This is a genomic window from Janthinobacterium aestuarii (genome assembly GCF_046113285.1).
In the GTDB taxonomy this organism is placed as follows: domain Bacteria; phylum Pseudomonadota; class Gammaproteobacteria; order Burkholderiales; family Burkholderiaceae_D; genus Janthinobacterium.
Genome location: NZ_CP142524.1, coordinates 4,514,023 through 4,526,649 on the forward strand (window position 1 = coordinate 4,514,023; position 12,627 = coordinate 4,526,649).

11 protein-coding genes are annotated in these 12,627 nt (G+C 67.0%); 8 read left to right on the plus strand and 3 right to left on the minus strand.

Going from position 1 to position 12,627, the window contains the following annotated elements; all coding sequences use genetic code 11:
* Window positions 1–24 precede the first annotated feature (24 nt).
* Window positions 25–399: a DUF8785 domain-containing protein gene (locus OX462_RS20230; protein ID WP_409026917.1), complete on the plus strand. Its 375-nt coding sequence runs from the start codon at window positions 25–27 to the stop codon at window positions 397–399.
* A gap of 249 nt (window positions 400–648) precedes the next feature.
* Window positions 649–1,602 carry a hypothetical protein gene (locus OX462_RS20235; RefSeq protein ID WP_409026918.1) on the plus strand — a complete coding sequence of 318 codons (954 nt, stop codon included), beginning with the start codon at window positions 649–651 and terminating at the stop codon, window positions 1,600–1,602.
* 83 nt (window positions 1,603–1,685) lie between these two features.
* Here the strand turns inward: OX462_RS20235 and OX462_RS20240 are convergent, their stop codons facing one another.
* Window positions 1,686–4,127, minus strand: a complete 2,442-nt coding sequence (locus tag OX462_RS20240) for a coiled-coil domain-containing protein (protein WP_409026919.1) — start codon at window positions 4,125–4,127, stop codon at window positions 1,686–1,688.
* Between the two features lie 245 nt (window positions 4,128–4,372).
* Entirely contained in the window at window positions 4,373–5,386 is a 1,014-nt protein-coding gene (locus OX462_RS20245; protein ID WP_121670981.1) for an SrkA family protein kinase, read from the minus strand.
* Window positions 5,387–5,489: 103 nt separating this feature from the next.
* On the opposite strand from OX462_RS20245, the gene OX462_RS20250 reads away from it, so the two are divergent.
* The 6 genes from OX462_RS20250 to OX462_RS20275 all read left to right on the plus strand — a co-directional run bounded on the left by OX462_RS20250 (window position 5,490) and on the right by OX462_RS20275 (window position 11,808).
* Window positions 5,490–6,188 (plus strand): UPF0149 family protein, encoded by a 699-nt coding sequence (locus OX462_RS20250; protein ID WP_409026920.1) that lies wholly within the window; start codon window positions 5,490–5,492, stop codon window positions 6,186–6,188.
* A gap of 77 nt (window positions 6,189–6,265) precedes the next feature.
* Entirely contained in the window at window positions 6,266–7,183 is a 918-nt protein-coding gene (locus OX462_RS20255) for a LysR family transcriptional regulator (protein ID WP_070290648.1), read from the plus strand.
* Window positions 7,184–7,299: 116 nt separating this feature from the next.
* Window positions 7,300–8,838 carry an MFS transporter gene (locus OX462_RS20260; RefSeq protein WP_409026921.1) on the plus strand — a complete coding sequence of 513 codons (1,539 nt, stop codon included), beginning with the start codon at window positions 7,300–7,302 and terminating at the stop codon, window positions 8,836–8,838.
* A gap of 26 nt (window positions 8,839–8,864) precedes the next feature.
* Window positions 8,865–9,941: an HlyD family secretion protein gene (locus tag OX462_RS20265; RefSeq protein WP_409026922.1), complete on the plus strand. Its 1,077-nt coding sequence runs from the start codon at window positions 8,865–8,867 to the stop codon at window positions 9,939–9,941.
* Window positions 9,938–11,377 carry an efflux transporter outer membrane subunit gene (locus OX462_RS20270; RefSeq protein WP_409026923.1) on the plus strand — a complete coding sequence of 480 codons (1,440 nt, stop codon included), beginning with the start codon at window positions 9,938–9,940 and terminating at the stop codon, window positions 11,375–11,377. Before OX462_RS20265 ends, OX462_RS20270 begins: the two co-directional genes overlap by 4 nt.
* Window positions 11,374–11,808, plus strand: coding sequence for a hypothetical protein (locus OX462_RS20275; RefSeq protein WP_409026924.1), 435 nt, complete (start codon window positions 11,374–11,376; stop codon window positions 11,806–11,808). Before OX462_RS20270 ends, OX462_RS20275 begins: the two co-directional genes overlap by 4 nt.
* 21 nt (window positions 11,809–11,829) lie before the next feature.
* On the opposite strand, the gene OX462_RS20280 is transcribed toward OX462_RS20275, so the two are convergent.
* The gene (locus tag OX462_RS20280) at window positions 11,830–12,618 is read right to left on the minus strand and encodes an ATP-binding cassette domain-containing protein (protein WP_409026925.1); all 789 of its coding nucleotides are present in this window, start codon (window positions 12,616–12,618) and stop codon (window positions 11,830–11,832) included.
* Window positions 12,619–12,627 lie beyond the last annotated feature (9 nt).

The window sequence follows — 12,627 nt, forward strand, 5'->3', positions numbered from 1 at the left end:
CAACTAAACAATTCACCCCTTAACATGACCCCTACGACCAAAAAAGTCACCTTCGCCTTCGTCATCTTCCTCGTAGCCGGCTTCCTGCTGCTGGCCGCCTACACGTGGATGGCCCTCAGCTTCTCGTACTCGGAAGGCGAACGGGCGGGTTACCTGCAAAAGTTTTCCAAGCGGGGCTGGATTTGCAAGACATGGGAGGGTGAATTGCTGCTGACGGCGCTGCCGGGCACCATCCCGGAAAAATTCCAGTTCAGCGTGCGCGACGAGGAAGTGGCGAAGCAACTGTCGGCCGCCGCCGGCAAGCGCATCCTCGTCACCTACAGCCAGCACAAGGGCGTGCCCACGCAATGCTTCGGCGAGACGGAATACTTTGCCGACAAAGTGATCTTGAGCCAGTAAGAGAGACACAAGAGAAAGTAATACAACCGCAGGTCCAGCAATCCCGCGCCGGCCAGTCATACTCGCGCCGGCGCCCCTCCCCGCTCTCCAGCCGCATGGCGCGCCTCACACATTCTCACTTTCTTATACACTCGCAATTAGTTCTGACTGGAACTGTTCATTGCTGTAGTAAAAACACACAATGCTTGCGCTAGCGCAACACGTTCAGCCAGCCCACCATTAGCGTGTATCACCACTATCGGAAATACCATGCGCATATGCCCCGCCGCCCTGACCTTGCTGGCCGCCTCGCTCGCCCTGTCCGCCCAGGCACAGGATATCTCCGGCATGGCCGGCGCCCTGAAAGTGAACTCGACCAACGAGCATACCTTTGTCGCGGCCATCAGCTACACCCAGCCGGTGGGCGACTACAGCGCCGTCAGCCTGTCGTACATCAATGAAGGCCACCCGCAAGACCATCACCGCGACGGCATGGCGGGCCAGGTCTGGCTGCGCACGAAAAAAGTGGAGCAGGGCCTGATGCTGGGCGCCGGCGCGGGCCGCTACTTTTTCTTCGACACGGCCAAGACCGACGACGGCCTGCACAACTTCGACAATGACCACGGCTGGGGCTCCATCGTCAGCCTGCAGGCGCGCTGGCAGTTCGACAACCGCTGGTATGCGCAAGCGCAGCTCAACCGCATCCGGCCCAGCGGCAAGGACAACACCACGCACCTGCTGATCGGCGCCGGCTACCGCTATGACGGCGTGCCGGGCGCCAAGCTGCACTTGCAGAACTGGGCGCACGACGACACCTTGACCTTATCGACCGGCCACACCATCGTCAACAGCTTGCGCTCGGAGTCCTCGCGCCCGTTCACCCTGGAATACCGGCGCGCGGCGGGAAAATACGTGGACTGGACGGTCACCGCCCTCGACGAAGGCAACACCGACCTGGCGCACCGCCGCGGTATCGCCGCCCAGCTGTGGCTGATCCGCTCACTGAATGAAAAGGTGGAATTCGGCATGGGCGGCGGGCCCTACGTGGCGTGGGACGGCCGCGACACCCAGGGCCACAGCACGCGCCTGACGGGCTTGCTGTCGGCCGTGGCCCGCTACCACGTCGACCGCCGCTGGGTGACGCACGTGGCGTGGAACCGGGTCATCACCGATTATCACCGCGATGCGGATGTCATTTTGGTGGGAGTAGGACGCAAGTTTTGATGGGAATACAGATGCAACCCAAACCTGGGACTGGGGTCGGACCCTGAGGGTCCGACCCCGGCTGTTATCGGGTTTTCAGGCTCTCAGCGCGAACGCCAGACGGCGCCAGCGTCGTTAGGCTGCGTCAGCCGCTCGATCACTTCGCGCGTCAGACTGGCCGAGCTCACCTGTTCGGCTTTCGCGCGGGCGGCGGTCAATGAACTGGAAAACGCGCTTTGCGGCTGCTCCAGGCTGGCGCGCAGGGCCGCCAGTTCGCGCTCCTGCTGCTGCGCGCGGGCCGTATCGCGTTCCAACAACTGCTGTTTGGCAGCCGCCATCGCGCGCGTCGTCTCGGCCGCCTTGCGCTGCAGGGCGGCATGGGCCTGGGCGCTGGCCAGCAAGGCTTGCTGCGCGTCGAGTTTCTCGCTGGCGGCCTGCTGCGCCGCCAGTTCCAGCTGCTCGCGCTGGCGCACGGCTTCCAGCGTTTGCTGTTCCATGGCGGCGCGCGCTTCGGCTGCCGCCGTCGCCTGTTTTTCCGCTTCCAGGCGGCCGGCGATCGCTTGCGAGGCACGCTCTTCGGCGCTGCTGGTCTGACGCTGCTGCACCAGTTTTTGCGCGATCAGCGCCAGCGACTCGCGTTCGGCCGCGACGAAATCGCGCTCGGACGCCAGCAGCGCTTCGGCAGCTTGCGCCTTGTCTTCCTCCACGCGGGCGCGCTCGCTATGCACTTGTCCCAGTTCCACGGCCAGGCGCGCCTGCGCCTGCACGGCTTGCGCGGCAGCGGCCTTTTTTTCGCCCTCGACCAGCGCCTGGTCCATCAAAATGCGGATGGCATCGGCTTCCTTTTGCGCCGCCTCCCGCAAAGCCTGTTCGGCCGCCTGCTGGCCGCGCAGCAGTTCCGCTTGTGCGCCTTCGGCGACGATGCGCTCCTGCGCCGCGTGGCACGCCAGCGCTTCCGCTTCCAGTTTTTCTTTCAAGGCGGCGATGGCGGCCTGTTCGGCGGCCAGGCGCTCCTGCTCCGCCTGCAGCAGCTGCGCTGCCTGGCGCGCTTTTTCCTGCGCCAGCTGCGCTGCCTGCTCCTGCGCGGCCAGTGTCGCCTTGCCGGCATCGACCTCGGCCTGCTCGGCGTCGTTCTGGCTGGCGGCCAGTTCCGCCGCCTGGCGCGCCAGTTCGGCGCGTTCCTGCGCCAGACTGGCGGCGCGCTGCTGCTCTTCCAGTTCGCGGGCCGCTGCCACGGCCGCCGCCTGCTCGGCCGCTTCGCGGGCCTTGGTTTCTTCAAGGGCCGCCGTTTCCGCTTCCAGCTTGGCGTGGCCGGCGATTTCCGCATCCTGTTCGGCGGCCACGCGGGCCAGGGCCACGGCGCGCAGCTGGCGGTCCACCTCGATGCGCGCCTCGGTGGCGGCCAGGATGCGCACGTCGGCGTCGCGGCGCGCCTGCGCGCTGGCCACGGCGACCATTTCCAGGCGCTCGCGGTGGATGGCCGCGTCGCGCAATTCCTTTTCCGTCTGCAGGCGCAAACGCAGCGACTGCGCCGCATGGCGTTCCGATTCGGCCTGCGCCAGCGCGATGGCTTCGCGTTCCTGCTCCAGGTGCGCCAGCGCGCGCGCTTCTTCCAGGGCGCGCACTTCGGCGGCGGCGCGGTTGAAGGCCGATTCCAGCGCGATCTGGTCGGCGCGCTCGCGCTGCACCGTCAGATCCAGCGCTTCGCTTTCCGCTTCGGCCAGCATCTGCGCCGTCTGGCGCGCGCCGTGCGCATGGCGCTCGCGTTCGCGGGCCAGCACGGCGACACGGGCGTCGGCCGAGGCGATGCCCACCATTTCCTCCTTGGCCGCGTGCACGGCGGCCACGCGCTCGACGGCCTGCAAGCGCGCCTGCTCCGTCTGCACCTGCAATTCCTCGGCGGCGCGGGCGGCCTGCTCGGCCAGTTCCGACTGCACCGCCACCTGTTCGCTGGCACGCAAGCGGCTTTCCTGCTCGGCGCGGGCGCGCTGTTCCGCGGCCAGGCGGATTTCATTGTCGGACTCCACGCGGGCGCGCAGTTCGGCCGTCTCCTGCTTGACGGCTTCCAGGCGGGCCACGCTGGCTTGCGCGGCAGCGCGCATGGTTTCCAGGCGTTCGCGGTTGGCGGCGATCGCTTCTTCGGCCGCCTGCGCATTTTGCTGCGCGGCGGCGGCGGCGGCCGCATCGATGGCGGCGCGGTCCTCGGCCAGCGAGCGCACGCGCGCCTCGGCCAGGGCACGGCTTTCGGCGGCGCAGGTGGCCTTCGCTTCCGCTTCCACGCGGGCAATCGCCTCGTGGATGGCTTTCAATTCCATTTTCTGGCGTTCGGCGGCGGGCGCCTTGCTGTCGGTTTCCGCTGCCGGCTCGGCTTGCGGCTCGGGCATAGGAGTGGCAGGAGCGGCTGGAACCGGCGCTGGCGCTTCCGCCTTGCGCTCCAGGTCCTTGAAATCATGCAGCGAAACGATGCTGTCCTGGTCGAACTCGTCGTCGGCGGAATACGCGACGGTGAGGGAGGCGGCCTGGCGCTGATTTTGCTGTGCTTGCATGATTTCTCGCTTATTCGGGTGAATTCCGTTGCTTATGGGAATTTATTACCACCATTATCGAACAGGCATGCACAAATCAGCGCGGCAAGAAGAGCCTGTTTTACCGCCCTTTTCATCATTTCACCAATCAAACCTACTGCGCGTCGCGCTTTGCGGCCGGCGATGCTCACTGGGCGTCAGCCCAGTTGCGCTTCTCGACCACAAATCACTGCCGCTCGCTACGGTTTTATTGGCAAAATACTCATTCAGATGGGCCAGAGGGGCGCCTCATCCATCAAGGCCACCTGCTCCCTGAGTTCCAGGATGCGGTCCTGCCAGTAGCGCTGCGTGTTGAACCACGGGAAGGCGACGGGGAAGGCGGGATCGTCCCAGCGGCGCGCCAGCCAGGCCGAATAATGGATCAGGCGCAGGGTGCGCAGCGCTTCGACCAGGTACAGCTGGCGCGGGTCGAAATCGCAGAAATCTTCGTAGCCGGCCAGGATGTCGCTCATCTGGCGCACCTGGTCGCCGCGCTCGCCCGACAGCATCATCCACAGGTCCTGGATGGCCGGACCCATGCGGCTGTCGTCGAAATCGACGAAATGGGGGCCGGCGTCCGTCCACAGCACGTTGCCGCCATGGCAATCGCCATGCGTGCGCAGCACGGCCACGTCGCCCGCGCGGTCATAGCAGCGCTTGACGCCGTCGAGCGCCTGCTGCGCCACGCTGGAATACGCGGCCAGCAGTTCGGGCGGCAGGAAGTTACCCTCCAGCAAAAATTCGCGCGGTTCGACACCGAACGTCTGGTGATCGAGCGCCGGGCGTTCCTTGTACGTGGACAGCGCGCCGACGGCGTGGATGCGGCCGATGAAGCGCCCTATCCATTCCAGGGTCGCCGGATCGTCCAGTTCGGGCGCGCGGCCGCCGTGGCGGGGGAAGACGGCGAAGCGGAAGCCCTGGTACTGGTGCAGGGTGCTGCCGTTGATCGCCAGCGCGGGCACCACCTGGATTTCGCGCTCGACCAGCTCGGACACGAACGCGTGTTCTTCCAGGATGGCCGCATCGCTCCAGCGCGCAGGACGGTAAAACTTGGCCACCAGGGGCGCGCTGTCTTCGATGCCCACCTGGTAGACGCGGTTTTCATAGCTGTTCAGCGCCAGCAGGCGGCCATCGCCGCGCAAGCCCACGCTGTCGAGGGCGTCGAGCACGCAATCGGGACTCAGGGCGGAAAAGGGATGGACGGGCCGGTCGTCCTCGTGCGGCTGGTTTTCATTGTGCATAAGCGACATTGTAAGGCGCGCGCGGGCCGCCGGTGCAAACACTTCGGTGATGAAGCGCCGCAAGGCGTATACTGGCGCCTTACATTTTATCAAAGAGCAAGCCATGTCACTCGAACAGCCATTATCAGAAAAAGAATTCGACGAATTAGACCAATTCCTGTTGTCGGAGCGCTGCTCCGAAGACGCGATGACCATGGATATGCTGCACGGCTATCTGACGGCCGTCGCCATCGGCCCGGAACCGATCATGCCGGCCGAGTGGTTGCCGCGCGTGTGGGGCGAAGATGCCGAGGATGCGCCGAAATTCAAGAACAGCAAGGAAGAAGAGCGCATCGTCAACCTGATCATGCGCTTCATGAACGAAGTGCTGGTGACGTTTGAAGTGGCACCCAAGGAATTCGAAGCCCTGTTCGTCGAACACGACTACGAAGGCCAGACCCTGATCGACGCCGAAGCGTGGTGCTGGGGCTTCTGGGACGGCATGGAACTGCGTCCCGGTTCGTGGAACGAAATCTGGGATTCCGAAGTGGCCGCGCTGATGCAGCCGATCTACCTGCTGGGCGCCGACGAAATCAAGGAAGAAGAGCTGAAACTGGTGGAAGACCCGGTCAAGGCGCACAAGCTGGCGCAGGAACTGGAAGCGAACCTGCCGGCCATCCACCGTTTCTGGGTCCCGCGCCGCAAGGCACCGGTGCAAACCCTGAAGCGCGAAGAGCCGAAAGTGGGCCGCAACGACGACTGCCCTTGCGGCAGCGGCAAGAAGTACAAGAAATGCTGCGGCGCCGAGCCGGCAGCCGAGTAATACCGCAATAGCATCCCCACTGCGCCGGCGTCCTGCCGGCGCAGCGCTGGCGCTGGCCCCCGGGCTATAATCGCCGCATGAAACTCCCAGACCTGAATCTGCTCGTCGCCCTCGACATCCTGCTCGAGGAAGGCAGCGCCGTGGCCGCCGCGCGGCGCATGAATCTGAGCGCGCCGGCCATGAGCCGCACCCTGGCGCGCATCCGCGACGCCATCGGCGACCCCGTCTTCGTGCGCTCCGGGCGCGGCCTGGCGCCCACCCCGCGCGCACTGGAATTGCGCGAACAGGTGCGCGGCGTGGTGGAGCAGGCGCACGCCGTCTTCACGTCCGGCCGTGAAATCGACCTGCGCACCCTGGAACGCACCTTCAGCCTGTGCGCCAACGACGTGTTCGTCGGCGCCTACGGCGGCAAGCTGCGCGACCTGCTGGCCAGCCATGCGCCGAACACGGTGCTGCGCTTCGTGCCCGAAGGCGATGGCGCCACGGAAAACGACGCCCTGCACGCGGGCCGCATCGACCTGTACATCAGCGCGCGACGCGCCTTTGCGCCCGACATCAAGCTGCAGCAGCTGTTTAGCAGCGGCTTTGTCGGCATCGCCCGCAGCGACCATCCGATCTTCGACGGCCCCATGAACCTGGACAGCTTCACCGAGTACGAACATATCAGCGTGTCGCGGCGCGGCCTGGCGCGCGGCCCGTTCGACACGGCCCTGGCCGAGCGGGGCTACATGCGCCGCGTTTCGCTGATCACGCCCAATTTTCAGTCCGCCATCTTCGCCGTGGCCGATTCGCGCCTGCTGCTGCCGCTGATGCCCACGCCCCTGCTGCCCATCGTCGAGCGCCTGGGATTGAAGCTGCGCACCTTCGCGCTGCCCATTCCCGTCGACAACGTCGACGTGTTCCAGGCCTGGCATCCGCGCCTCGACCACGACCACGCACACCGCTGGCTGCGCGCGACGATCAAGTCGCTGTGCGGCAGCGCGCCGGGCGCGTAGGCGCTGAACCCAATATCATTGCGCCAGACGCAATCGAGACTTCATCAATTATCAATTTTCACAAGATTAACGGCTACCTATACTGCGTGGACTGATTCTCATCCACGGAGTTCCCTGTGTCCGCTGTATTACTTCCTGGCGCCATCCCGACGATGGCGCCGCCTCCCCCTTCACCGCCGGCGCCACCCGTCTTTGGTCCGCGCCTGGCCACCGGCCTGGCCGGCGTGCTGCTGGCCGTGCTGGTATCGGGCCTGAATGAAAACATCACCAAGGTCGCGCTGGCCGACATCCGCGGCGCCATGGGCATCGCGCGCGACGACGCCAGCTGGCTCGTGGCCCTGTATGCGGCCGCCTCGGTGTCGGCCATGGCGTTCGCGCCGTGGTGCTCCGTCACCTTCTCGCTGCGCCGCCTGACGGCCGCCGCCATCGTCGTCTGCATGGCCGCCGGCGTGCTGTGTCCGTTCGCGCCGAACCTGCCCGTGCTGATGTTCCTGCGCGTGGTGCAGGGCTCGGCCGGCGGCGCCCTGCCGCCCATGCTGATGACGGTGGCGCTGCGCTTCCTGCCGCCGAACATCAAGCTGTATGGCCTGGGCGGCTATGCGCTGAGCGCCACCTTCGGTCCCAGCCTGGGCACGCCGCTGGCCGCCTTCTGGACCGAGTACCTGGGCTGGCGGTGGGCCTTCTGGCAAGTCGTCCCGGGCAGCATCGTCGCCCTCTTGATGGTGTCGTGGGGCTTGCCGCAAGACCCGCTGCGCCTCGAGCGTTTCCGTCAATTCGACTGGCGCGGCCTGCTGCTGGGTCTGCCCGCGATCAGCATGCTGGTGGTGGGCTTGCTGCAGGGCGAACGCCTGGTGTGGTTCGCCTCGCCGCTGATCTGCGTGCTGCTGGGTGGCGGTCTATTGCTGCTGGTGCTGTTCTTTGTCAATGAATGGTCGCATCCGCTGCCGTTCTTCAAGCTGCAGCTGCTGTCGCGGCGTAACCTCAGCCACGCCCTGCTGACCCTGGGCGGCGTGCTGTTCGTGCTGCTGGCCGTGATCCTGATTCCCTCGTCCTACCTGGCGCAGGTGCACGCCTACCGCCCGCTGCAGACGGCGCCCGTGATGCTGATGGTGGCGCTGCCGCAGCTGGTCGCGCTGCCGCTGGTGGCCGCCCTGTGCAATCTGCGCGCCGTCGACTGCCGCTGGGTGCTGGCCATCGGCCTGACCTTGCTGGCCCTGTCCTGCGTGCTGGGCGCGCGCATGTCGCCGGACTGGATACGCACGCACTTCTACCTGCTGCAGGCGGTGCAGATCTTCGCGCAACCGATGGCCGTGATTCCCTTGCTGCTGCTGGCCACCACGGGCCTGGCGCCGCAGGATGGCCCTTTCGCCTCGGCCTGGTTCAACACCATCAAGGGCATGTCGGCCGTCGTCGCCACCGGCGTGCTCGACGCGCTGATCACGCGCCGCAACCATTTTCATTCGACGGTGCTCAGCGAGCGCCTGGGCAACCTGCCTGGCGTCGTGGACGTGCCGGGCCTGAGTGCGCGCATGCATGCGCAAGTCATCACCCTGACCTCGTCCGACCTGTACCTCATTGTCGCCGCCATCGCGCTGGCCATGATTGTGATCATTCCCATCCTGCCGACGCGCGTCTATCCGCCGCGCGCAGCCTGACTTTTATTTCAAGAAAGAGCATCCCCATGCAAACAACCATACTGCGCTCACGCGCATTTCTTCTCGGCCTGGCCCTGCTGGCCTGCGCCCTCGCCTTTTGCGCCTGGCAACTGCTGTTCGCCCGCGGCGACGAACAAGGCACCGACGACGCCTTCGTCAGCGCCGACTACACCGTGCTCTCCCCCAAGGTGGGCGGCATCGTGCGGGAAGTGCTGGTGGAAGACAACCAGACTGTCAAGGCGGGTCAGCTGCTGGCGCGCATCGACGACCGCGACTACCAGGCCGGCGCCGCCTCGGCCCGCGCCGAGGTAGCCGGCGCCGAGGCGCAGCTGGCCAATGCCCGCGCCACCTTGCAGCGCCAGCAATCGGTGATCGAGCAAGCCACGACCCTGGTCGACGCCAATCAGGCGGAAGACAAGCTGGCGCAGCAGGAACTGGCCCGCTCAACGCACCTGGCCGGCCAGGGTGCGGGCAGCGTGCAGAACGCGCAGCAGGCGCAATCGCGCTTCGACGTGAGCCGGGCGCGCCTGGCGCAAAACCGCGCCGCCCTCGTCGCCACCCGCAAGCAGACGGACATTTTGCAGGCGCAGCAAGGCGCGGCCGAAGCGGCCTTGCTGCGCGCCCGCGCCAGCCTGCAGCGGGCCGAACTTGACCTGTCGCATACGCAGCTGCGCGCCCCCATCGACGGCATCGTGGGACGCCGCGCCGTGCGCGTCGGCGCCCTGGTGGCGCCCGGCGCCAGCCTGATGGCCGTGGTACCCCTGAACCGCAGCTTCGTCATCGCCAACCTGCAGGAAACCCAGCTGACCCACGTGCGCCAGGGCCAGCGCGCCAGCATCGCCGTCGACGCCTATCCGGGCATGCTCCTGCGCGGCACGGTGCACAGCATCGCGCCCGCCACGGGCGTGACGTTTGCCGCCATCGCACCGGAAAACGCCACCGGCAACTTCACCAAGGTGGTGCAGCGCATCCCCGTCAGGATCGCGCTCGATCCCGGCCAGGATGACGGCAGCCGCCTGCGCGTGGGCATGTCGGCCGAAGTGCGCATTAGTACAGCTGCGGCCATGCGCCGTCAACTGCTGCAACAGGTGAGCGCGCGATGAAAGCACTGATCATTTTCACGGCCCTGGGCCTGGCCGGCTGCGCCAGCGTCGGCAGCGATTTCCAGCATCCGCAAGCGCCGTTGGGGCAGCAATGGCGCCAGGCGCAGGATGCCCGTTTCGCCGCCCAGCAGGACGCCGCCATCGAGCAACGCTGGTGGGACGGCTTCGGCGATGCCACCCTGTCTTCCCTGCTGCAGCGCGCCGCCGGCGCCAACCTCGACGTGCGGGCGGCCGGCAGCCGGCTGGAACAAAGCCGCGCCGCGCGCGGCGTGGCGGGCGCCGCGCAAGGCCCGTCCCTGGGCGCAAATGGCAGCTACGGCCGCGCGCGCAACAGCGAGCAGGGTTTGAGCGACCCGTCGCGCAACAACGGCCAGTCAGCCTACAACCTGTGGCAAGGCAACCTCGACGCCGCCTGGGAGCTGGACCTGTGGGGCCGCGTGCGCCGTGAAGTGGAAGCGGCTGACGCGCGCGTCGACGTGGCGCTGGAAACGCAGCGCGGCGTGCTGCTGGCCGTGCTGGCCGAGACGGCGCGCGACTACATCGAGCTGCGCGGCGCGCAGCAGACGCTGGCCATCACGCAACAGCTGCTCGATATCGCCCGCCATACCCTGGACCTGACCCGCATCCGCCTGCGCGAAGGCGTGGCGACGCAACTCGACGAAGCCGAGGCGGCGGCCCACGTGGCCGCCATCGAAGCACGCCTGCCGCCGCTGCAGCAGCGCGAAGCGCGCCTGGGCAACGCCCTCGCCCTCTTGCTGGCGCTGCCGCCGCAAGCCTTGCAGGCGGAACTGGCGGCGGGCAAGGACATTCCGGCCGTGGCCATGCAGGTGCAACTGGGCGTGCCGAGCGGCCTGGCCGAGCGCCGTCCCGACATCCGCCGTGCCGAAGCGCAGCTGCACGCGGCCACGGCCGCCATCGGCGTAGCGCAAGGCGATTTTTATCCGCGCATCACGCTGTCGGGCAGCATCGGCCTGCAAGCGATGCAGCTGTCCGACATCGGCTGGGACGCCAAACGCTTTGCCTTCGGCCCCGGTTTCAGCGTGCCCCTGTTCGATGGCGGTCGCCTGCGCGGCAAACTGCAATTGCGCGAGGCGCAGCAGCAGGAAGCGGCCATCGCCTACCGCCAGACGGTGCTGGCCGCCTGGCACGAAGTGGAAGACGCGCTCTCTGGCTACCAGGCCAACGCCCGCCGCCAGGCCAGCCTCGATGAAGCCGTCAGGCAGGGACGGCGGGCGCTGGGCAGCGCGGAACTGCAGTACCGCCAGGGCGGCACGGACTTGATCAACGTGCTGCACGTGCAAAACACCTTATTGAACAACGAAGCGGCGCTGGTCGACAGCCGCGCCACCGCCTCGCTGTCGCTGGTCCAGGTCTACAAGGCGCTGGGCGGCGGCTGGCAAGCATTTTCAACCACCTCGCAAGGAAGCGCTCCATGAAACCGAATCCCGCCCATTTCTCCATCCACGACGTCAGCGACTTTCCCATCGTGCGCTTTCGCCCTGAAACGGCCGTCACCGGCTATGCCCCGCTGTGGGAAAACGACATGGACGCCCTGCTGCGCCACGGCGAACCGTTCGTCATGCTGTTCGAAGCAGAGCGCAGCGACGAAGCGCACATCGACCGCAAGCGGCGCGGCCTGTGGCTCAAGCATAACAAGGTGACGCTGGCCGCCCTTTGCCGCGGCCTCGTATCGGTCGAGGCGGACGCGGAGCAGCGTGCGCGTCTGCAGGCGCTGGCGGCCGGCGCCATGAAAGCCTTCGGCATCGTGCAGGAAGTGGCGGCCACGCGCGAACAGGCCGAAGCGCTGATGGTGTGGCTGCTGGGCAGCGGCCAGATGGCGCGGCCGCGCGCGGCGGACGTGTGGTAAGTGATTGATTGAATGAGTGAGTCAGGCGGCCCTGCGTACCGCGCTTCTGGCGGGGATGACGCACACGTCGCCGTCGCTGCTGGTCGCCGTCGTCAGGGCGATGCCGTACAGCGCGGCCAGCGCGGGCACGGCGCCGGCATCGCTGGCGATATCCGCCACCAGCTGGCCCGAACGCACCAGCAGCAAGCGCTCGAAGCCCAGCAAGGCGTGGTTGATGTCGTGCAGGATGGCGACGACGGCGTGGCCGCGCGCGGCGCAAAACTGCCGCAGGCTGTCGAGCAAATCGAATTGCAGGCCGGGATCGAGCGCCGCCAGCGGTTCGTCGACGAGTATCAAGCCATCCTGCACATCCCACATCTGCGCGAAGATGCGCGCCAGCTGCACCCTGGCCTGCTCGCCGCCGGACAGGGTGTCCAGGCGCCGCCCCAGCAGATGCGCGGCATGCGCCAGGGCGGCCGCGTCCTGCACGATCCGTCCCAGCTGCGGGTCGGCCAGGCGCGCCACCCGCCCCAGGCCGATCACCAGTTCGCACGGCAAGCCGAAGGCCACGTTCGAACCTTGCGGCAGGACGGCGCGGCGCAGCGCCAGTTCCGCCAGCGGCCACTGCGCCAGCGGCCGGCCGGCGAAGACCACCTGGCCCGACTGCGGATGCAGTTCACGCGCCATCAGTTTCAACAGGGTCGACTTGCCCGCGCCGCTGGGGCCGAGGAGGGCGACGCGCTCGCCGGGTGCCACCTGCAGATTGAACGGGCCGAAATACTGCTGGCCCAGTTGCGTGGTGGCGAAAGAGAGTTCCAGCAGGGGCGTCATGCGCATCCT

Coding starts and splice junctions, on each gene's coding strand:
- OX462_RS20230 (WP_409026917.1), top strand. CDS start 25: ATGACCCCTACGACCAAAAAAGTCACCTTCGCCTTCGTCATCTTCCTC.
- OX462_RS20235 (WP_409026918.1), top strand. CDS start 649: ATGCGCATATGCCCCGCCGCCCTGACCTTGCTGGCCGCCTCGCTCGCC.
- OX462_RS20240 (WP_409026919.1), bottom strand. CDS start 4,127: ATGCAAGCACAGCAAAATCAGCGCCAGGCCGCCTCCCTCACCGTCGCG.
- OX462_RS20245 (WP_121670981.1), bottom strand. CDS start 5,386: ATGCACAATGAAAACCAGCCGCACGAGGACGACCGGCCCGTCCATCCC.
- OX462_RS20250 (WP_409026920.1), top strand. CDS start 5,490: ATGTCACTCGAACAGCCATTATCAGAAAAAGAATTCGACGAATTAGAC.
- OX462_RS20255 (WP_070290648.1), top strand. CDS start 6,266: ATGAAACTCCCAGACCTGAATCTGCTCGTCGCCCTCGACATCCTGCTC.
- OX462_RS20265 (WP_409026922.1), top strand. CDS start 8,865: ATGCAAACAACCATACTGCGCTCACGCGCATTTCTTCTCGGCCTGGCC.
- OX462_RS20270 (WP_409026923.1), top strand. CDS start 9,938: ATGAAAGCACTGATCATTTTCACGGCCCTGGGCCTGGCCGGCTGCGCC.
- OX462_RS20275 (WP_409026924.1), top strand. CDS start 11,374: ATGAAACCGAATCCCGCCCATTTCTCCATCCACGACGTCAGCGACTTT.
- OX462_RS20280 (WP_409026925.1), bottom strand. CDS start 12,618: ATGACGCCCCTGCTGGAACTCTCTTTCGCCACCACGCAACTGGGCCAG.